This is a genomic window from Christiangramia echinicola DSM 19838 (genome assembly GCF_000423065.1).
Lineage (GTDB): Bacteria > Bacteroidota > Bacteroidia > Flavobacteriales > Flavobacteriaceae > Christiangramia > Christiangramia echinicola.
The window spans coordinates 724,894-745,956 of the sequence record NZ_AUHG01000010.1 but is presented as its reverse complement, the minus strand read 5'-3'; the positions used below and the strand labels follow the sequence as shown (position 1 = coordinate 745,956).

At 34.1% G+C, this 21,063-nt stretch carries 24 protein-coding genes; 3 read left to right on the top strand and 21 right to left on the bottom strand.

The features are described 5' to 3' along the window. Positions 1–152: 152 nt before the first annotated feature. The 4 genes from G530_RS0103925 to G530_RS0103910 all read right to left on the bottom strand — a co-directional run bounded on the left by G530_RS0103925 (position 153) and on the right by G530_RS0103910 (position 3,726). Positions 153–1,031 carry an alpha/beta fold hydrolase gene (locus tag G530_RS0103925; RefSeq protein WP_026933290.1) on the bottom strand — a complete coding sequence of 293 codons (879 nt, stop codon included), beginning with the start codon at positions 1,029–1,031 and terminating at the stop codon, positions 153–155. A gap of 105 nt (positions 1,032–1,136) precedes the next feature. Further along, positions 1,137–1,682: a dihydrofolate reductase family protein gene (locus G530_RS0103920; protein ID WP_026933289.1), complete on the bottom strand. Its 546-nt coding sequence runs from the start codon at positions 1,680–1,682 to the stop codon at positions 1,137–1,139. A gap of 180 nt (positions 1,683–1,862) precedes the next feature. After that, positions 1,863–2,729, bottom strand: a complete 867-nt coding sequence (locus tag G530_RS0103915; protein WP_035715754.1) for a DUF4437 domain-containing protein — start codon at positions 2,727–2,729, stop codon at positions 1,863–1,865. A gap of 10 nt (positions 2,730–2,739) precedes the next feature. Further along, positions 2,740–3,726 carry a zinc-dependent alcohol dehydrogenase family protein gene (locus G530_RS0103910; protein WP_026933287.1) on the bottom strand — a complete coding sequence of 329 codons (987 nt, stop codon included), beginning with the start codon at positions 3,724–3,726 and terminating at the stop codon, positions 2,740–2,742. A 118-nt stretch (positions 3,727–3,844) separates the two neighbouring features. On the opposite strand from G530_RS0103910, the gene G530_RS0103905 reads away from it, so the two are divergent. Beyond that, entirely contained in the window at positions 3,845–4,180 is a 336-nt protein-coding gene (locus G530_RS0103905; RefSeq protein ID WP_026933286.1) for a winged helix-turn-helix transcriptional regulator, read from the top strand. Between the two features lie 366 nt (positions 4,181–4,546). Here G530_RS0103905 and G530_RS0103900 read toward each other — a convergent pair whose 3' ends face one another. The 5 genes from G530_RS0103900 to G530_RS0103880 form a co-directional block, all read right to left on the bottom strand. Next, on the bottom strand, positions 4,547–5,095 hold the full coding sequence (locus G530_RS0103900; protein ID WP_026933285.1) for a carboxymuconolactone decarboxylase family protein: 549 nt from the start codon (positions 5,093–5,095) through the stop codon (positions 4,547–4,549). A gap of 74 nt (positions 5,096–5,169) precedes the next feature. Then, the gene (locus tag G530_RS0103895; protein WP_026933284.1) at positions 5,170–5,733 is read right to left on the bottom strand and encodes a TetR/AcrR family transcriptional regulator; all 564 of its coding nucleotides are present in this window, start codon (positions 5,731–5,733) and stop codon (positions 5,170–5,172) included. 259 nt (positions 5,734–5,992) lie between these two features. Beyond that, on the bottom strand, positions 5,993–6,574 hold the full coding sequence (locus G530_RS0103890) for a dioxygenase family protein (RefSeq protein WP_026933283.1): 582 nt from the start codon (positions 6,572–6,574) through the stop codon (positions 5,993–5,995). A gap of 143 nt (positions 6,575–6,717) precedes the next feature. After that, entirely contained in the window at positions 6,718–8,073 is a 1,356-nt protein-coding gene (locus G530_RS0103885) for an amidohydrolase family protein (protein WP_026933282.1), read from the bottom strand. A gap of 162 nt (positions 8,074–8,235) precedes the next feature. Further along, a complete protein-coding gene (locus G530_RS0103880) occupies positions 8,236–8,748 on the bottom strand; it encodes a lactoylglutathione lyase family protein (RefSeq protein WP_026933281.1) in 513 nt (170 codons plus the stop codon). Positions 8,749–8,872: 124 nt separating this feature from the next. On the opposite strand from G530_RS0103880, the gene G530_RS0103875 reads away from it, so the two are divergent. Further along, on the top strand, positions 8,873–9,181 hold the full coding sequence (locus G530_RS0103875; protein WP_026933280.1) for a winged helix-turn-helix transcriptional regulator: 309 nt from the start codon (positions 8,873–8,875) through the stop codon (positions 9,179–9,181). Positions 9,182–9,346: 165 nt separating this feature from the next. Here the strand turns inward: G530_RS0103875 and G530_RS0103870 are convergent, their stop codons facing one another. After that, positions 9,347–10,534 (bottom strand): GAF domain-containing sensor histidine kinase, encoded by a 1,188-nt coding sequence (locus G530_RS0103870; RefSeq protein ID WP_026933279.1) that lies wholly within the window; start codon positions 10,532–10,534, stop codon positions 9,347–9,349. 204 nt (positions 10,535–10,738) lie between these two features. Next, the gene (locus tag G530_RS17440; RefSeq protein WP_084519382.1) at positions 10,739–10,939 is read right to left on the bottom strand and encodes a PLDc N-terminal domain-containing protein; all 201 of its coding nucleotides are present in this window, start codon (positions 10,937–10,939) and stop codon (positions 10,739–10,741) included. A gap of 166 nt (positions 10,940–11,105) precedes the next feature. Between G530_RS17440 and G530_RS17230 the strand changes: the two genes are divergently transcribed. Next, positions 11,106–11,996 (top strand): TIR domain-containing protein, encoded by an 891-nt coding sequence (locus G530_RS17230; protein ID WP_051199670.1) that lies wholly within the window; start codon positions 11,106–11,108, stop codon positions 11,994–11,996. Between the two features lie 124 nt (positions 11,997–12,120). Here G530_RS17230 and G530_RS0103855 read toward each other — a convergent pair whose 3' ends face one another. From G530_RS0103855 to G530_RS0103810, 10 genes are all read right to left on the bottom strand, one after another. Next, a complete protein-coding gene (locus G530_RS0103855; protein ID WP_026933278.1) occupies positions 12,121–13,050 on the bottom strand; it encodes an alpha/beta hydrolase in 930 nt (309 codons plus the stop codon). Positions 13,051–13,230: 180 nt separating this feature from the next. Next, positions 13,231–14,508 carry a chloride channel protein gene (locus G530_RS0103850; RefSeq protein WP_422678744.1) on the bottom strand — a complete coding sequence of 426 codons (1,278 nt, stop codon included), beginning with the start codon at positions 14,506–14,508 and terminating at the stop codon, positions 13,231–13,233. Between the two features lie 222 nt (positions 14,509–14,730). Continuing rightward, positions 14,731–15,207 (bottom strand): DUF6252 domain-containing protein, encoded by a 477-nt coding sequence (locus G530_RS0103845; protein ID WP_026933276.1) that lies wholly within the window; start codon positions 15,205–15,207, stop codon positions 14,731–14,733. A 195-nt stretch (positions 15,208–15,402) separates the two neighbouring features. Then, complete coding sequence (locus tag G530_RS0103840; protein ID WP_026933275.1) at positions 15,403–16,152, bottom strand: DUF6090 family protein; 750 nt, start codon at positions 16,150–16,152, stop codon at positions 15,403–15,405. A gap of 165 nt (positions 16,153–16,317) precedes the next feature. Further along, the gene (locus G530_RS0103835) at positions 16,318–16,914 is read right to left on the bottom strand and encodes a hypothetical protein (protein WP_026933274.1); all 597 of its coding nucleotides are present in this window, start codon (positions 16,912–16,914) and stop codon (positions 16,318–16,320) included. 157 nt (positions 16,915–17,071) lie between these two features. Then, positions 17,072–17,812 carry a DUF6090 family protein gene (locus G530_RS17225; RefSeq protein WP_026933273.1) on the bottom strand — a complete coding sequence of 247 codons (741 nt, stop codon included), beginning with the start codon at positions 17,810–17,812 and terminating at the stop codon, positions 17,072–17,074. 197 nt (positions 17,813–18,009) lie between these two features. After that, positions 18,010–18,426 (bottom strand): VOC family protein, encoded by a 417-nt coding sequence (locus G530_RS0103825; protein ID WP_026933272.1) that lies wholly within the window; start codon positions 18,424–18,426, stop codon positions 18,010–18,012. A gap of 163 nt (positions 18,427–18,589) precedes the next feature. Beyond that, positions 18,590–19,642 carry a flavin monoamine oxidase family protein gene (locus tag G530_RS0103820; RefSeq protein ID WP_026933271.1) on the bottom strand — a complete coding sequence of 351 codons (1,053 nt, stop codon included), beginning with the start codon at positions 19,640–19,642 and terminating at the stop codon, positions 18,590–18,592. A 52-nt stretch (positions 19,643–19,694) separates the two neighbouring features. Beyond that, on the bottom strand, positions 19,695–20,588 hold the full coding sequence (locus G530_RS0103815) for a carbohydrate kinase family protein (protein ID WP_026933270.1): 894 nt from the start codon (positions 20,586–20,588) through the stop codon (positions 19,695–19,697). Between the two features lie 57 nt (positions 20,589–20,645). Continuing rightward, a complete protein-coding gene (locus G530_RS0103810; protein ID WP_026933269.1) occupies positions 20,646–21,056 on the bottom strand; it encodes a GNAT family N-acetyltransferase in 411 nt (136 codons plus the stop codon). Positions 21,057–21,063 lie beyond the last annotated feature (7 nt).

Sequence of the window (21,063 nt, the reverse complement as noted above, 5' to 3'; positions counted from 1 at the left end):
AAAAGTATCAAGTAATCTTAGGAAACAGTCTCGATAATTACAAATGGCGAGAGTAGGGATATGAAATTGCCCAATTACACACAGTTTGTAAGCTAATTCACTATCTTCTTAATAAAGGTGCCATCAATTTGCGATGAATCATTTTTGTACAGTTAAGATTTCAAAAAAAAATTAATTATACGATTCACTTTTTTTGGTTTTTCAACTATTAAAGTATGCCCCACATTTTCAATATCAATCCATTGCGATTGATTTATTTCTTCGTCGTATTGTTTTGCAATTTTTGTAATATCAATCGCATCCAGATTACCTGTAATAATTAAAGTTCTAGCTTCTATTGAATTCCATCTAGTTTTAGTAGATAATTTTGACCAATTTTCTTCCCAATGATTCTTTACTGTATTTAGTAATATTTCACCAATATGATTGCGTAACTTTACCTTTACTCTTCCCGTGGATTCGCCCGGACCATCAGTCCAATTTTTTTGAAAATATTCCACAAAAGAAATTTTATCATTATTAATCTTTGCTATTTGCCTCTGATTAAAGTTCTCTTCTGCTTTAGGATCTTGAAAATAGTTCCATCCATTTAGACCTGGAGAAATTAAAATCAATCTGTCTAAGTTTTTAGGATTATTTAAAGCATAATCCAAGGCTATCATAGAGCCCCAAGAGAGACCAATTATATTTATTTTTTCAAGGTTGAGTTGCCTTCTTATTTCGTCAACAATTTGGTATCCATAAACTTCTTCTTTTCCGTTTATGGTTTTGCCGTGACCTAGATCATCATACACTACTGTTTTAAATCCTTTTTTATTTAGAAAATTGATTTGTTTTTTCCAAATTTCATGATTTAGATATCCGCCGTGAATCAATATTACTGGTACTCCACTCCCAGAAACTTCATAATAGATTTGATTATCTTTTACTTGTAGAAAATCTTTTTTAATCAAATGAGAATCTCGTCCTTGACTATACCCAAGAGATATAGTAGTTATAAAAATTATAAATAAATGTAGAGTTTTACGCATAATTTTTCAACTTAATTGCATTCAATGGTTTCGGTTACCGCCAGTTGGCAAAGTAAGGGTAGCGAATTTGTTGGTAATTAATCTTTTTCGTAAGCCACCTTTTTCTTAACTTAAATAGTTTAATACGGTTATTCCACACTCATATGCTTTAGCCTTTTTCAATTTCAATTCATTTTTATAATCAGCTTTCTGAAATATGGGCATTCCGCTGCCCAATATCGAAGGGTTAATGAAAAAATAATATTCATCAATTAAATTTTCTTTTATCAGAGAGGAAACAAATTCGCCACCACCATAAGCTATGATGTCATTTCCAGCTGAGGATTTTAATTCCCGTATCTTATTGGCTAAATCTCCCTTTTCTAAAATCGTATTTTCCCATTCTGTGCTTTCAAGTGTTTTTGTAAAAACTATTTTCTTTGAATTATTAATTTTATCAGCACCTTCCAGGTCTTTGTTAGATTTCCAATGAGGAATGAAACCTTCCGCAAGCTTTCGTCCCAGGATAATGGTATCGGTTGACTCCGTTAATTTTGCAACGAAATCTTTTAGTTGGTCATCCCAATTCCAAATCATCCAGTCCATTTCTCCATTAGGCCCCGAAATGAATCCGTCAATGGATAGTTGAATTTGAAGCTTTAATTTTCTCATTTGCCTATTTTTATCTTTTGTACGATGCTTTTTTCAGCTTGCGTAAAACGGTCCCGGTTATCGCAAGTTTCAAATTTTTACGCGGACTTGTAGAATTAGATATTTGCGTTCCTGATTTTTAAAATTACGCTTTTCTGGCAACACCCGCTATTGACGATGAATAAGTGTAGGCAACTGCCTCTATTCCACTCTAATATTCCCGTTGGTTCTAACATATAATATAATATCATTTTCTGAATTGTTAGAAATGTTATGAACTGCTTTAGAGGTAGCTCCAAAATAACTGCCTGTATTTAAAACTTTTATCTTCTGATCTTGAGGAAGAGTATAATTCAGTTCACCCTGTATGACAACCGAATGTAAAACCGAGCCATCAGTTTTTATTGTTCCATTAAATGATTCTGGAAGTTTTAAAAAGAGCCCTCTTGAACCATTATCATCCCAAAGAAAACTTATTTCAGCTTCACTATTAGGATCTAGCCAATTTGATTCTTTACTATTTAACCAAACTACATTTGAAGTATGAATGTTGATTGGTCGCTCACCGTTGTCATATGCTTCCTCACTAGATTTAACTAAGTAAGGCCCTTTATCTATTTCTACTAACGCAATATTTTCTTCACCTTTAGCAGAAGTGATATGTGATTCTCCTTGCGGTTGTGTCCAGAAACCTACTGGTTTCATCCACATATTTTCTGCCTCTGGGTCGTCATTATGAATACTTCCTTTTATAACAACCGCTCTATAAGTTGCATTATGAATATGAGGTGGTGAAGAAAAGCCGTCAACAAACTTTGCCAGAAATCCAGTTGCAACTTCTCCATTCCTATCTCCCCAAATAGTACCAGCTTGTGGACTTTGGTCTCCTCTTGCAGGATTTAATTTTTCCCATTCAATTTCAGAACTTAAAAGCACCTTATTTGTTGGTTTTTCTATCTGTTCAATACTATTGCTTTCAGTTTCATTTTTTACAGGCCTATCATTTTTACAAGAGGCTAAAAACAGAAATGAAAATATAAGCGTTATGTGTTCTATTCTTAAATTCATAACCTGATTTTTAATTTACAACCACTACTTTTCCAATTGCATTTCTACTCTCTAGTCTTGCGTAAGCCTCTCCTACATTTTCTAATGAAAACTGTTTTTCATCTAATAAAGGATTCAAATCTCCTGCTTCGGCAATTTTTGCCAGGTTGCTTAAAATTTTTCCGTGTTGTTCTCTTCGGAAATTATGTAACATTGGTATAAGCATAAATACTACGTGGAGCGATAGTCCTTTAAAGTGCATTGTAGTTAAATCGAGTTCGCATAAAGAAACTGTAGTTGCAACCTGACCATTAAGAGCTGCTGCTTCAAAAGATTTAAGCATATTTTCTCCACCAACAGTATCAAAAACAACATCGAAGCCTATTCCGTTTGTATGTTCATTGACGTAATCTTCAACTTGTTCCGATTTATAATTTATGGCTTTTGCTCCAAAATTTTCAACAATTTTCATTTGTTTTTCTCCGCTAACTGTAGAAAACACATTGGCTCCAAAATGTTTAGCCAATTGCACTGCAACGTGTCCAACTCCACCAGTTCCTCCGTGCACCAAAACATTCTGTCCGCTTTGAATATTAGCTCGAATTAGACCTTCATAAGCAGTTATACCTACTAAAGGTAAAGAGGCTGCCTCTTTCATGGTAAGGTTTTTTGGTTTTCGGGCAATCAGTTTACTATCAGCAGCAATATATTCAGCTAATGTTCCCTGTAATTCTGCAAGACCACCAGCGCAACCATAAACCTCATCTCCAACCGAAAATCCGGTAACATCTGGACCTACCTCTACAATTGTTCCCGCGAAATCCATTCCTAATATTGCTGGCGTTGCTGGTGCAAATGGTAAATCCTCTCCCATATTTCTAATCATGGTATCTACTGTGTTGATACTTGATGCAGAAATTTTAACCAATACCTGTCCGCTATTAAGCGTTGGATTTTCTACTTCTCTTGATCTAAAGATTGCATTTTCTCCATATTCATTAATTGTCATTGCTTTCATTCTATATTATTTTTAGTTACTATAGTTTTTATAGTTGCAAAAATATGTATAGTGTTCTATCTTTGCAATAACGGTCAAAAAGGATAGTATAAATTATATGGAAAATAGTGAACCAAAAATGCTGAATTTCAGGGGTAAAGAGTACCCTTGCTGCGCAAGCTTAACAATGGGAATAATTGGTGGAAAATGGAAAACGGTGATCTTATATCATTTAATTGAGAAAAAATTACGATATAATGAACTGAGGAAAGAAATGCCAACAGTTACCGAAAGAACCCTGAGCCTACAGTTAAAAGCTTTAGAAGAAGATGGCTTGATTAAAAGAAAGGTCTATACTTCCAAGCCGCCTTTAAAAGTTGAATATTCATTAACTGATTTCGGTAAAACTTTAATTCCTTTAATTCAATCTATCGCCGATTGGGGCGATTCTGTGGTTGAAAAATATTCAAAATAAGCATTCCATTAGCTTACCGCCAACGGTTGCGGTAATTCCCGGTTACGAGAGCGGGGAGGTGGAATTGTTGACTTAGACCCGGTTAGTGGAGAAATTAATTATTTTCTTACTAAAGCTACCGTCTATTTGCGACGACCCTTGTTACACTCAGTGATTTCTTTCTACCAAATGAATATCTATTTTGGTCTAGAGGGCGGTATGTATAATTAAAATCAGCGTTATATAATTTCAATAGACACTTTTAACTTCCAGGTTCTTACTTCATTTTGTGGATTAACTTATATACAATATTGACTTTTGATCTTAATATAACCCCCCGATTAAACGGGAGGTTTAAGGCTTATTAACGTAGTAGACTTTTACTACTTATTTTGACCAGGCAAATTTCTGAAAAGGTTCATCAACAGGGGTATTTGCAATATGGTTTGTATAGTTGCTGATTGTTTTTTGAGCCAATCCTAAAATGATGTCTAAAACTTGCTGTTCTCCATAACCAACATCGTAAAAAGTGTTTAGGTCCTCCTGGGACACCTGTCCACGATTTTTAACTAGTTTTAAAGTCATGTCCTGAAGGGCTTGTAATTTTTCATTTGGCATTGCGGTTCCATTTCTTAAAGCTTCAGTTAAAGACGGATCAACTTTCATCATATGCGCAATCCCGGTATGGGCAGGAACACAGTAATGACATTCGTGTTCTACATTAATGGTTTGCCAGACAACCGTTAATTCTTCTTTGTTAAACGATGACTGCGAAAATAATTTATGTAGGTTTTGGTAGGCCTCTAATAGATTAGGTGAACCTGCTAAAACACCATGTAAACCGGGTATCATTCCGTTCGATTTTAAGGATTCCTCCAGCAGGGATTTACTGTTTTCTGGTGCAGATTCAATGCTGTGAATTTTTAACGTTGTCATAATTGTATTTTTTTATTGTTTAAATAATTATTAAATAACTAAACGAATGGTTAGTTATAGTTTAAAAAAAATGCTTACAAATTTTTGAAGGTCATTTCAATATAATCTTCTATTTCCTTTTCTGTATTAACTCGGGATGCTGCAGCCAAGCCATGTTTCGCCAACAATAAATAGTTCGCTTGTTTTAAAATGACTTCTTCATCTTTATTAGAATTGATACTTAATTTTTCAATAAATAGCTGTTTCAGATCGGTCATAAAAGACGTCATCTGTTCGTTTATAATTTCATCTTCTTTTTCTGAAAACTCATTGTAAGTGTTGGTTACTAAGCAGCCTTTTTCATTTCCATCCACCCTACAGATCTTTACTGAATTGTAGAAAAAGGTTTTAATATCTTCAATACCATTGTTTGAATTTTTGAACTCCTTGAAAATGCTACCTATTTTGCCTTTGTACGTTTTCAGGCTCTCTAAAAATAAACCTTGTTTGTTGCCAAAACTAGAATAGATAGAAAACTTATTAATGCCCATTTCTTTTTCAAGCATTTGCATTGAAGTGTTTGCATAGCCATTTCGCCAGAAAAGACGCATTGCTTTTTCTACAACTACAGTTTCACTATATTTTTTATTCCTGGCCATTCGATCTAATTACAATACAAAACTAAACAATCGGTTAGAATCAATAAAATGTTTTAACCTTTATTGATTAATTTTAATCTAATTTTTTGAATTTGCGTATGGAAGTTTTTGTTATAGATAATTGGCTACGGTCTAGATTATCGCCAGTTGGGAGTAGGAACGCAGATCTATCGGCTTAGTGGTTTATTAATTAGTCTCTAAAATAAATATTTTCAGTGAAGTACCTTTTATTGGCGATGAATTGTCGTTTTACACTGTTTTAGTTCTTCAAAACTGGTTGCTTGACTTCTATCGTTAAAAATGCCACTAAAGTAGAGTCTTTATTATATTTTAATTCTGCCAGAAAATGTTGGTCGCTATTTTCAATAAATCTTTTTCCCATAAAACCAGTGTATTGGAGGAAATGAATATCGTAGGTCTCTGGCTTAGCTCCTTTAACTATTGAATGAATATGTCTATTATCATCTGAGCTTCCATAATCTCCTGGTAGAATTGTCTCTATGTATATCCGTCCACGTTTACTTGTGACCGCGGTTCCTTTTAATCTTGCCGTCGATTCATCTTCTGGATCTGCCGGATCATATTCTCCCAGATCTGAAGTATGATAGAATTTCACTTCCTGATTTAAAAGTGGTTTTTTGTTTTCTTTATCTATATATTTCAAGCAAAGCAAAAGTTTCTCACCTGGCTCATCTTCTTTAGTTATAGTAGATCTACTAATACTTTCTATTTTTTTAAAATCATTTAAATCTAAAGTTTCCTGGTTCGAAACAGTCAAAAAACCAGGATCACTTTTGCATCCAAATGATAATAATATCAGGAAAAACATAAGAATTTTCATCTTCTAAAATTGTGTACAAAGGTCCCGTATATTCGTTAGTAGTGGTAGTGAAGATACAGATGTGTACGATTTAGTTATTGTTTTCTAAAATTACACTTTTTCGACAAAACCTGTTTTTGGCGATTAACCCTTGTTTTATGCAGTTATAAATTTCCGTATTTTCCCTTCAAACCTTTAAGTAATGAATCTGGATTGTAGCTAAAACCATTTTTATAAATCTTGTAGATTCTTCTAATCGCTTTTTCGTCAAACTCCAGATCTCCATCCAGGATTATAAAATCGGCTCTTTTACCAGTTTCTATTGTTCCAATATCTGTCCTTCCTAATTTTACAGCTCCATTTTTAGTCATTATATGTATTACTTCCTGCGTTGTAAAACCAGCTTCTTTTAATAGTATGAAATTTCTCTGGTCCCCGAAGCCTGGTAAAACATGCCGGCCTGCGTCTACACCTGCTGAAAGTATTCCTCCCTTCTTATAGAATCGATACTCAAATTCCATTATTCGCTTTAAACGCTTTTCCCTGGTTTTACTAACCTCTTTATTTGACCTATTACTTACATTTTTGAAGTTATTCCGAAATGATTCCGACATTATTTCTAAACTACGCTCATCGATGAATTTTCTTGAAGGGACACTTGCTTCATAAATGCTCAGAGTTGAAGTTAGAACAGTTCCATTTTCTACTAATAGATCGAGTAGATCTTCAACTTCTACCGAAGCCAGATCTAATTCATCTATATATTCTCTCGAACCAGAACATTTACCAGCTTTTTTTTTACCTCTAAAGTCTGAAACACTATTTAAACCATGTTCAATAGCATCTATACCCATTTCTGACGCTTCTTTAAACGTAATAGAACAAAGATGTCCCGTAACCTTTAATTTGTTCTTGTGAGCTTCGTCGATTACTATTTCAAGGAATTCAGGTTCTATATTTCTATATACTTTAAACCACCTGGCACCTTTATCTTTCCAGAACTTGATTAAATCTCTTAATTGATCTTCATTTTGAGGAATTATCATGTTCATATTTCCACCTATACCAGTAATATAAGGTCCGCTAGGAATAATTTCTGGTCCTGAAATTTCGCCTGTTTCTATCTTTCTTGCTATTTCTATTTCCTTTTCGGGTGAAGCTGCCCCACAGGTTTGAATTGTTGTAACACCAGAGGCTAAATATAATTTAGTTGCAATTTCTCCTAGTAAAGGATTTCCGGGAATATGAAGATGATTATGAACGCCAATTAAACCAGGGATCATGGTTTTTCCTTTGCCGTCTATAATCTTTACATTTTTCGGTATTTTGAATTCCGCAGAATTAAAAACCTTCTTAAATACCCCATCTTCAATTAAAACAGTAGTGTTATTTTGAATTGGTCCTCCAGTTCCATCAATCAGTTTTATATTTTTAATAAAAACTTTCTCTGAATTAGACCCTTGTGCGCATACCAGGACTACGTTTAATAGTAGGGTTAGGATGAAAAATAATTTTCTCAAATATCGATTTTTATAATTCCACACAATGGCCCCCGGCATTAGCAAGTTGACGGAGTTTGGACACGGACTTATCGTGTTAACCATTTTATCTTCTGGTTTCTAAAATTACATTTTTTCGATTAAACCCGTGCTTTGCGCTGAATCATTGTCACCCGCTGGTGCTTAGTCTTCGTAAGCACCAGATGAATATGTAAGTTCGTAACTATGTGTGTATATTTCGAATACGATTCCAAAAGGATCTTCTACATAGCACATTTTAAATGGTTTATCATTAGGGTAATATTCTCTTACTGGCATTCTTTGTTTCCCACCAGCTGAAACAATTCTTTCAATCAAATTTTCAATATTCGGGTCTTGCACACAAAAATGAAATAAACCGGTATTGAAAGGATTAAATTCTGGAGCTTCTTTTATTCCATGCGGAAAAGAAAATAATTCAATTCCAATGCCGTCTGATGTTGACATGTGAGCTATTTCAAATTGTTCCCAATCTTCTCCAAAGACATCTATACACATTTGTCCTATAGCTGTATCCCTTTCTTTTTTAACTACTGAAGGCTCCATAATTGTATACCATCCCATTACTTCTGAGTAAAATTTTACTGCCTCTTTAATATTAGGGACTGTAATTCCAATGTGTGAAAATGATCTTGGGTAAGTTTCTTCTTTTTTCATATCTAATTTATTTTCCAGGCTACAAAATAAAGATATATTTGTCTGTTTAACAATAAGTTACCTAAAAGTTATATAGGCAACTAAAAGGGTTATTTATTGTTAATCAGTTATTTATGTTTTTAAAATGAATAAAATTTATTGTCCTCTTAACTATACGATGAAATTAATTGGAACTAAATGGAAACCTCTTGTCTTGTTCCATTTATTAGAAGGACCTATTCGTTCCGGGAAATTACAGAATAAAATTCCGGATATTTCCAATAAAATGTTTACTCAAACGGTACGAGAATTAGAAAAGGATAATCTTATAAATAGAAAAGTTTTTCCGGTTGTTCCGCCCAAAGTTGAATATGAATTAACTGAAAAAGGTAAATCTTTAGAGTCAATTCTAAAAAGTTTAGACACCTGGGGAAAAGAAATGTCTGCTTTCTAATGCACCTTAATTTTTGCGGCACCTGTGGGTAATGATTCCGTTTATAGCCAGTTGTGGAAGTAGGGAACGCAATCTTGCCGGCTTAGTATTGGTTTACTGGTCAGATTAATTACTTTCTAATTAACACGACCGTCTATTGGGGATGAACAGTTGTTGCCAATAGTTTTATAACGGCATTCTGAATTTAAAACTAGTTTTATTTTTCTCGGATATAACATCTATTGTCCCACTATGTGCTTGTGCTATTTCTGAAGCTATATATAGACCTAATCCAAGTCCATTTTCATTGTTTTCAGTACTGGTTGTGGTGAATGGTTTGAAAATATCTTTTATGATATCTACGGGAATAACATCGGAAGAATTAATCACTTCAAGGATAAACTGCTTTTCAGATGTATGACTATTGACATAAATAGGTGTTGAATCATAACCGTGTTTAACAGCGTTACTAATCAAGTTTGAAAATAACTGACCAATTCTGTTGCTATCGCATTTAACAGGGTGTTTTAAATCTATTGTTGAAATAATTTTATGAGTTAAATCTGTAGTTTTAATCTCTTTTATTATTTGCTGTAGTTCTTTTCTTAACTTGTTATTGTCTGCTTTAATAACTAAAGAAATACCTTCCCCTAATTCCCCTTTAGCAAAGTCTAAAAGATTATCAATTAACTCTTGCATACGTAAAGAAGTAGACTTTATGGTGCTAACATATTTCTTAGCATTTTTATCCAATTCCATTTGCAGTAGAATATCTGCGCAAAGCCTTGTGGTTGTCAATGGATTTCGAAGATCATGACCAAGAATAGCTATAAAAGTTTCTCTTAGTTTTGCATTCTTTTTTTCTTCTAGGAGTATTTGATTTGTCGTATTTAATTCTTCAATTGATTCTAAATGAAAAGAAATTAGTTCCGTGTATAATTGGAATAATTCATGGGTTTGTTGGTTTTCAAGTTTCGCTGGTTCTGGATCTATTGCACATAAGGTACCGAAGAATCTTCCATCTTTACGAAAGATAGGAAATGAAATATAACTTTGAAATCCATATTTTTCGGGTGTATGATGATTACAATACTCTCGATTTTCCGATACATTATCAATCACTACTGGATTTGTATGTTGCCGTATTTCATTGCATATGGTTGTTTGTAACTCTAATTCATCTCCTGGTTTTAAACCAAAATCAATTTCATCCTGCGATATACATGTTACCCATTTTTTATCTGTAACTCTAGCAACGGCGGCAAACCTCATTCCTGTGGTTCGACAAATCACATTTAACATTGAAGGAATAGAAGATATTTGAGAAATAGTATTGATATCTTTCTGAAGATCAATGCTTAAATTGTTGTTCATGTAATAGTTGTTAGTTTTACTTAAAAGTACAAAACTATTTTATAAAATTATTTGCAACTGTCTCGTATATCGACAAGTGGCGCGGAGTTTTAATTTTCTGAATTCTCTTTCCTTATTCGATTTTGAGAGAGTAGAAAGTTTGAAAACACTATTATTATTACTAATAATACTTTTCTCATAATTTCTAATTGTCAATAAGACCAGTTATTTTATTCTTTGTTTTCTACCTATTAAAAAGTAAAGTATTACACCGAGAAAATTGAAAAAGAATATCACTAAAATCCATACAAGTTTATTGTTTCCGGTGAATTCATTACGAAGTATATCGATTAATGCGATCAAAGGAGTTAAGAAAAGGCATAGTATCAGGATTATTTGCGGAGCGCCAATGGCTAATAAGGTCATAATTATTTTCTATTTTTTGTTTACTGAATTCCTCTAAGCATTACTGCCAACGGTCTGCAGACTTAGACCTGGTTTGTTGGTGAATTTAATTATTTTCTTTCTAACGGTACCGTCTATTTGCGATGAATCGTTGTTGGCAAATGTTGGCATTAATTTAAAAACATAAATGGATATACTATCAAAATTAAAACCGCTTTATGCAAACTTGAAAAGATTACAAATTGGAAAATACCTATATACTAAAGAATTTGAACTTTTTACAATAGAGAATAATATTGATAAAATATGGAAAGATTGTAAAAAAGAAGTGATTAATAAAAAAAGAGTAATCATTTCAGGCCATCATAATACGGAAGATGAAGAGGAGGCATTTGGATATTTGATGACTTTATGGTACGAACAAGAATATAATTCATTCGGTGAATTTATTACTAGAATCCTTATTAATTTTTCAATTTGGCATTCTACTAAGTTAGATTTCAAATCAGTGCACCATAACCTAAAACTAATAGGATTAAATGAAAATGTTTTACTAGATTTCACCAAAGAAGTAAGAAAAATAAGAGACTCTAAACCTAATCTTATTGAAGAAAGCCATATCCAAACCAAAAAAACCCCAAAATTAAATTTAGATAATAAAAAAGTTTTTATAGTACATGGTCATGATGACGCTGCTCGAATGGAACTTGCAAAAATCATAAAAAATGATTTATGTCTTGAACCTATTATATTACAAGAAGAACCCAATGTTTCAATTGAAACTATAATATCGAAATTTGAACGTTTAGCGAAAGATTGCTCCTCTGCTTTAATTCTTTTCACTCCTGATGATGAAGCTAATGGTAAATTAAGAGCTAGGCAAAATGTAATTCTTGAATTAGGATATTTTTTAGGTAAATTTCACGATTCGGAAAACAGAAAGATTGCGATAATTAAACAAGGTGATATTGAAATACCTTCTGATATTTCTGGTGTATTATACTTAGAATATCATAAAAATATAAAAGAAATTTTTTACGACCTCAAAAAGCAATTCGAAACTTGGGGAATAAACTAATGCCAACAACGTGTATGATCAATGCTCACATTCTACTTCAAATTAAAAATAGTATATTTAAACAACTGATTTGCTTCAATTGAAAATCTACGGTTTCCAATCGCACAAATCATACACAAACTAGTTATTTGTGTAATAAAAATTCTAATGGAATGTGAATTCGTTTTGACCAGGCATTCTCACTATGATTTTCTCCTGGAAAATATTCTGTAATCCAGTTGTTGTGACAAAATCCATTTTTCTCCAATATAATGTCCACTTTTCTCTGAATATTTGGATATAAACTATCTAAAGATTGATCCCCAGTATCAAAATAGATTTTATGGTTATTACTGTTGGGCAAATTTTGGTCTAGGTAATCTAAAAATGATCGAGGTACAGGATTGTTATAAAGAGTAAAAGTTCCTGTCCAATGTGTAGATAGGCAGGCCGCACCACCAAAAATATTAGGATATTCACAAATCGCATACATAGATATTAACCCTCCCATACTACTACCGGCAATAAAAGTATTATTCAGATCGGATAAAACTGAATATTTCTGATCTATGAAAGGTTTTAATTCTTCAACTATAAATTTCAAATAATTATCAGATTGCGGTTTAAAAAGATCATTTACAGGTACATGTGAATTTTGAAGTTGTTTAGACACGGTATCTCGTTCGGTTTCTGACAAAGATTCATAAGGCTTTTGTGGGAAGTATTCAGAATGTCTAGTACTTCCTCCATTCCAAATTCCCACTATAATAAAATCCTTTATAGAACCTGAATCAATTAATTCAGAAGCTGCTGAATCGACGTCCCACGCTTGTTTGTTCCAGGTGCTCTTAGCATCATACAACATTTGCCCATCATGCATATATAGAACGGCGTATTTGAATTTAGGATTATACGTTTCCGGTAGCCAAACGTCAATATTCCTATTTGAGACGTATTTCGATTCAAAGTTTTGAATTCGTTCAATTTTTCCTTGACTAGCTTTCGGGATAGGGTCTTGTGCATTAATAGTTAAGCTACATATTAAAAGGAGAAAAAAGCTGAATTGTATTTTCATTTTGAATTTATTTCAGCTCTAAGTTAAATAATTTTTGCCAACGGTTCCGTTTATAGCCAGTTGTGGGAATAGGGAACGCAACCTTGCCGGCGTGGAACTGGTTTGTTGGAGAATTTAATTATTGTCTTACTAAGACTGCCGCCTATTGGCGATGAATCGTTGCTACGTGCGGTACTTTTTTCAATTCTCCATTTGAGAACGAATAAATGGAATTTTTGGAGCTAAGAAATAGCCAGTTAGACTTGCAAATAAAATTGGTATAAAGTAGGAAAAACCGGTAAGTGTCGCTAATAAGATTGTTGTACTCATAGGAGTTCTGGTAACACAAGCATTTATTCCTGCCATACAACTAATAATAGCCAAAGTGAGATTAGTACTTGGAAACAATTGATGTATAAGCAATCCCAATGTAGTACCAACAAAAAATAATGGGATTATAAAACCTCCTCTCCAACCTGAAGTTACGGTAATTGAAATGGCAATTATTTTAAATAAAAGGATTAATATTAAAAACGTAACCGAAAAATTTCTAGTTAATAACTCATTGATTTCATGATGCCCAAAATATCTTGTTATTGGTAGGTAATAAGATATTACTCCCAATAAAATTCCACCTATTAATGTTTTGATATAAATAGGAATTGGTTTCTTTTCAAATAGGAATTTAAAAACTTTTGTACAATAAATAAAACACCAACCAATAGCGGTAGCAGCTATGGCAAAGAAAACTGCAAGGGCAAAATCAAATGTTCCCGAATATTCATAATTTGGTAAATCCCAAACAGCACCAAGCCCCAGATGAATGATTAAGGCAAAAATAACATAACTGAAACTACTTGCTACCAACGCAGGAATAATTGCTTTATAATATTCAACTGCATGTTTGTGGTGTAAAATTTCGAGAGAAAATAAACTTCCTCCTAAAGGAGCACCAAATAAAGCAGTAAATCCGGAAGCCATACCAGCTATACTTAGTGATCTCAATTCTTCCCCTTTAAGTCTGAATATTTTTCCTAGCCAAGTTCCTGTAGAACCTGTGACTTGAACCAAAGGTGCTTCAGGACCGAGGCTTCCCCCAGAGCCAACACAAAGTAGAGATGACAAAATCATTGAAGGGTTGTTCTTAGGATCCAGCTTTCCTTTGTTGAATCTAATATTATCTACTATAAGATGTATTTCTCCAGGATCTCCAATAAAATGAATAATAATTCCAGCTAGAAACCCACAAATAGCCATAGTTGGGATAACTAACCATCCTTCAAAATATGCAAGCTGGTGTGTTAATAATTCTAAAATTATCCAATATAAACCTGCAATTAGACCTCCAATTAATCCTAAAATAGCCCATAACCAAAAATTTCTATTAAATACGAATGGATTAAATTTTATAGGCTGATCTAAAATATTTAAATAGGTTATTAACTTTCTTTTAGGCTTGAAACTCACTTTTTTTTTCAAAAATATAAAAACCGTATCATGTTTCTTAGTTTGATGTCACAAAACTAAGTAAGTCAAGGCTTTCTAATATATGGCGAACAACAGTCTCGGTTAAACTCAGTTGGCCGAGTAAGGGAGTAGATTTGCCGGCTTATTATTGGTTTATTGGTCAGATTAATTATTTTCTATTTAACACGACCGTCTATTGGTGATGAACAGTTGTTGTAAATAGTTTTTACTTCCTCAATCACGAATAGCACCTCTTAATTTACCATTCTTGAAAATTGTTTTTTCAATATCGTTTTCTGGATTACTCCACTCTTTCACGAGAGAAACTTCAAATTCTCCTTTTAAGATATTAAGTTCTGAATCGTAATTGGTAATTTTTAATTGTGAGGTTGAATTTGCATCAAATACGTAAATACTAGTGATTACATCTCCCCCTATTGTAGTGTAGTAATTAGTTCGAGAATTTTCCAAGTTGTAAGTTCCTTCTCCTTTAAATTTTAGTTTAATAAAAATATGCTGCTCATTACCGTATCCCAGTAAAGTTAAACTATCATTAGTATCAATATAAATTTCAGGAGTTCCTTCCCAATTCTTATTGTTTATAGAAGCAGTTATATAGTCAGTCTCTTCAATATCATCATCCTTTTCACATGATATAATTCCATAAGATGTGGCTACCAACAGTACTAAAACTTGAATAATTTTTTTCATAATTTGATTGCTTTATATAGAAGATGCGATGTAATCGAAATGGTTGCGTAAAAATTATTTACCACGGTTCTGTATTAGATTAGTTGGGTATTTTAATCACTAACCTTCGCAAATAAATCACAGATAGAAAGTCTGCGAGGACTTTCGGAAATTGGCTAAAACAGGCAATTAATTTTATACGGTATTATACTTTCGTTATTTATTTTCCAGGCTTTGAATTTCAATACTTAAAATGTTTAATTGTTTTTCAATACTGTTGGCAACCCTATTTGCGCGGGAAAGAACTTGTTTGTTTTCAGATTCTATTGCCTTTAAAACCTTAGCAAATGATTCATCGCCAAGCATTTTATCATAATCATCTAAAGATATATTCGCTACCCAGTAATATTTATTATTTAAGTCGAATTCAAAACTAAAATATTCCAGTAATCTGGGTTCGCTAATATTAATGTGAAACATAAACCTTTCGTCTTCATATCGTTTATAATAAGTGAGGAGGTTTTCATAATGCGTAGATATAGAATTTCTTAAATTATCATTGGAGACCATAGATATACCTTTAGATACTAAGAGGTCATATCCGCTGCGGTTAGGTTGATAGTGTGGCATCACTCTTAATAAACTTGCATTATCAGAAAAATCTGAAGTGAGAGTTGATTTATTTTCGATATCATTCTCTAATTTAACGCAAGCTCTATCCATTTCCTGCATCAGCGAAATATCTCCTTGAATTTGAATCAGGTCATCATTTAAGTTGCTCTCAATTTCCTTTAGGATAGTCAATTCAAGTTCCCTGTTTTCACTTTCCCGGGTCCATTGACCAATTTGCAGCGCAATTAAAATTCCAACAACAACAAGAATGATTTCTCCAACCGCATACAGTAAATATTTGCTGATCTTATTTTCAGATAGTAGCAATTGTCGAAATTTTCTGAAGAATTTCATCCTTAGAGATTGGTTTCTCTAATATATGATTTTTATCCAGGAAACTTGATGAAATGAAGCACAACGGCCTAGATCATAACCAGTTGGCGGTATAAGACACACAGCGTTCTCGGTTTAGACCTGGTTTGTTGAGGAATTTAATTATTTTCTTTCTAAGGCTGCCGGCTAGTGGGCGATTAACGGTTGTTTACTGTAGTTTTTTAGTTCAAAAATTCTTACAATACATTTATTTACTGGGGCTTTGTTCCATTTTAACTCAAATTCTATTTTATTGTATTTCAGTTCTCCGAAAAGCTGTTTTATCTCATATAAATTTTGTGAATTCATTTTATCAAAAAGTGAATCGTCAAAGCATTGTTCTACAAGTACAAAATATTTTTCAACCTCAATATTATTCAATAAATTAAATTTCTGAATATCTTTTTTCCAACTATTAAATTGCCCCTTTTCTCCATTATTCCAGCTGTTCTTTCCAAATTTATCTAATTTCCGTACATCATCTTTAGCTTTTGAATATCTAGCCGTTTTTATTTCCATCCAGGATTCGGATTCTGGTTTGGAATTTCTCCAAAAGACTAAATCACATTCAACCTCTGAATTCTTTTCATAATTCCTTTCTGCAGCAACTATATAACCTTGGTTTCTTAAAGAGCAATAAATACTTGATCTAATTTGCTCTTCTTTAAGTAGTCTTTCATTTGCTTTTATACTTATTGATTGCAGGTCAAATTTTAGGTCTTGGAAGATTTGTTCTATGTTCATGTTTGAAAATTACAGCCACCGGTCTAGGTTATCGCCAGTTGACGGAGTAGGGAACGCGGACTTTTCGGTTTAGAACTGGTTTGTTGAGGAATTAAATTATTTTCTTACTAACGGTACCGTCTATTTGCGGTGAATCGTTGTTGTGCTTGCGTTATTTTTACAGTTCATTTTTTAGTTTTTTCTCTATAAGATTTATTGTCTGATCACCTTGCGTTCTAACATTTTTGATATAATCTCTTACTTTAAAAGCGTAGGAAAGTTCAAGATCGACCAATTTTCTGAATTCTGGAGAATTGAATGATTGTAACATTTCAAATTGGTCAAATTTGGATATATAATTCGGATTTTCTGTATCAAATGGTCGTAATTCTGAAGTGTAGCTTGAAAAACGACCTGAATGTACTTGCGCTCGGTCCTTAACTGCATTTAAATAACCATAATAATTTGCAATAGAATTTTTTATAGAATCATTATTAATGAGCTGTATATTTCCTGTATTTATAAGTTCATCATAGGAATTTCTCTCTCCAAAAATATGACCACCTGAAAAAACGCCGCCGTAGGAAACGGTATTTAAAAATTCTAGGGTATCCTTCACTATCATTTCATTTTCACAGAATTTCTTTGCTAATTTTAGACTTTCTATTTTCTTGTCTAACCTATTAATCACCAATGATTCATTCAATTCGTTATTTCTTACTAATTCCTTTTTAAGATTTTTTAAAATTTTATTCTCGTGAATTGCATTAAGTCTGTTTTGGTTCCAATTATTTATTTGAAGTGCGATCAATATTCCCAATACTACAAGTACAATTTCTCCAAAGGCATAAATTATATATTTTTTAAACCTATTTTTTTCAAGTAATTGTTGACGGATCTTTCTAAAGAAATTTATCATGTTGATACTTTCTTTAAAGATATGATTTTTAACAAATAGCTTTATAAAATAATGAAGCACAACGGCCTAGATCATAACCAGTTGGCGGTATAAGACACACAGCGTTGTCGGTTTAGACCTGGTTTGTTAGTAAATTTAATTGTTTTCTTACTAAGGCTGCCGGCTATTTGCGATGAATCGTTGTTGTACGCAGGCTTTTATTTGTTTTCATTATATAGTAGGTTGAATTTGTGTCCGTCTGGGTCAGCAAAAACACAAACAAAAAAACCATTCTCATCATAAAACTCTTTTCGGTCATTATTAGAGTCAAAGTGGATTTTTCCACCTGCGTTTTTGATAAGTTCTACCCACTCGTCATATTCGTTTTTGGTTTCCGCTGACAATGAAAACATTATTTCGTTTCCTTTAGATAAGTCGGACAATTCTCCTTCTAAGCTTTCTTTTAATTTCTCTTTTTTAAAAAAATGAATAACAAAGTCGTTGTCACTAAAAAGAAAGCTTACTAATTCTTTACTGGGTTGTCCATTTAACTCAAACCCTAATTCCTGATAAAATTTCTGTGTTCTGTCAATATCGTCTACACCAAAATTTGCCCAAATCATTTTTGTTCTCATATAGTTCAATTTTTGTGATTTTTTAGCTTGCGTACAACTTTATATCCTCAAAAACCTTATCATTCGTTCATATTTGTTACAGGATGATATGAGGAAAACGCTAATTTATGAAAACTAACCCTTGCACCTAAAATTAACTCTTAAGACTTATCAACGCAGCTTGCTATAAACTTAATCTTTTGAGCAGCTCCCTGGAAGATAGCACCGCTCCTTCCATATAACCGGCATATTCGGTAACGGTTTCAGTATTGCTAAAAAAAAGTTTGCCATTCATATATTCCTTTTTTAACAGAGGATGCCCGTTGTTTTGATGCGGCCTTTGTATATCCTGGCCTCCAGTAGTAATAAATTCATCTGTCCAGATCTTATCATGATAAGAAACAGGCTGCGTAGCCTTCTCTCCCAGGAGCTTATGTAGTTGTTTCAGCACATTTTCCCTGCGTACTTCTTGTGAATACGCGGCGGTACCGGGATTAAGAAAGCCGGTAAATCCAAATTTCGACTTTTCGTAGTTGGTATGATCATACATTTCTGTAACGATACCGGCATGACTAAACAGCATCCCCGAGTAACCTTCATTTCTCCAGAAAGGCTCCTCAAATTCCAGGGCAAACTTGATAGATCCTGCCATCCAGGTTTGCACACCGGGCAATAAGGCTTGCAGATCGGCAGGAAGTCCCGGGCTAAATGCAATTCCCGAAGTTAGTTCCGGGGGCAGGCAAAGGATGACCTTATCTGCTTTAAAAATATCTTTATCAGTATGCAATTCCAGCTCCTCTTGGTTGAGCTTTATGGCCTTCACTTTGGTATCGAGGTGAATATCATTCCCGCTTAACTTTTCCGCCAGTGTATCGGTAAGCATTTGGGTTCCACCGGCAATTCTATAGGATGGAGCTTCAGATTCCGGCACAAAGAACTTTTGAGGTGGCTCAAAAGATTTAGTTTCAAAAAGCGAGATCCCTTCTGAATATTGCGGATATTTCTTTAATCCTAATTCCTTAATAAGATCTATAAGATTGGAATGCATCTCTCCAAACCAAGTGGCGCCCAACTCCAAAGGCGTTCCTTTTTCACCTTTTTCGGTTTGTATACGTCCGCCAAGGCGGGAAGAAGCTTCCAGGATAGTAGCTTTTATACCTTTTTTAGATAATTCGTAAGCCAGGGATAAACCACTTAAACCGCCACCAACTATTAAAAAATTTTCTTTTGCATTCATTCCCTCAACTAATTTTAAGTCTATCTTCAATTATTCAGAAAACAGGCTTTTTTTAATAAGGTTCAATAAATGCCTGGATAGTTTCCGGGGAGATCTCAGGATTAGCACCCTCCTGCCCGGCTACTAAAGCACCCACCGCACAGGCAGTTTCCAGGGCAGTTTGAGGTTCTTCACCCTGAAGTAACCTGGCCAGTAAAGTTCCCAGGAAAGAATCACCGGCACCTACCGTATCTTTTACCCTGATCTTATAACCGGAATTGTAATACAGTTTTTTATCGTGCATCAAAACTGCTCCATGCCTGCCTTTGGTCACACAAATAGTTTTTGCATTAGACTTTACCGCCATAAAAAGCAGGTTCTGCTCCAGCGAATTGTATTTGGAACCCATCATCGCCGCGATCTCAAAAAGCTCGTCATCATTAAATTTAATGAATTCGGCATGTTGTATTAATTCTTTCAGCAGGTCTTCAGAATAATGCGGCGGACGCAGATTAAAATCCAGCACACGGTATTTCGCTTTCGGGATCAATTCAAAAAGAGTCTTCCTGCTCACCTCATCCCGGGCCACCAGGCTCCCAAAGATAAAAGCATCAGCTTCCTTAACAGATTTCAGCATAGCTTCAGAAATAGTGATCTTATCCCAGGCAGAAGGATGGGTGATCTCGTAAGTAGCCGAGCCACTGGCAGAAAGCGTGACCTGCACCGCACCTGTGGGATGGTGACTGTCTTTATGGATACTGGCTATTTTAATATTCCGGGATTGCAGGTAATCCAGCAATTGCTGACCTTTTTCGTCGTCGCCTACCCTGCTTATCATTTCGGTTTCCACTCCCATACTGCTTAGCCTGCTGGCTACATTCAGCGGTGCACCGCCAATACGTTCCTTATCCGGGAACACATCGAACAAAACCTCTCCAAAACATACTGCCTTTATCTTTTTACTCATCTGCTTAATTTATTCATTTTCGTAGCGCCGCTAAATTATCATTTTTTCAGCCTCCACCTATTTTTCCATCATCTTGAACATTCCAGGTTTACGTCCTCCACGTTCAGAATAACCATACCTGGTATAGAAATCCTTGACCCCTTCCGAAGCCATTAGTCCGATAAAAGAATGTTTTTGCGCATTGTCCTTCAGCCAGCTTTCCAGCTCTTGCATGATCATATCCCCAAGCCCGGTCTTCTGGTATTCCGGGAGGACGATCACATCCTGGATATAGAAATATATCGCGCCATCTCCTATGATCCTGCCGGCGCCGGCCATCTCGCCGCCTACCATAAAACAGACCGAAAACAGCGAACCCTCTAATCCTTTCTCTACCGTGGCATCGCTAAGTTCCTCCCAGTTTGTGGAACCTCTTAATAATTGATATTCGGCAACACTGGGATTGCGGTGTTCTATCTTTATATTCATTTATATT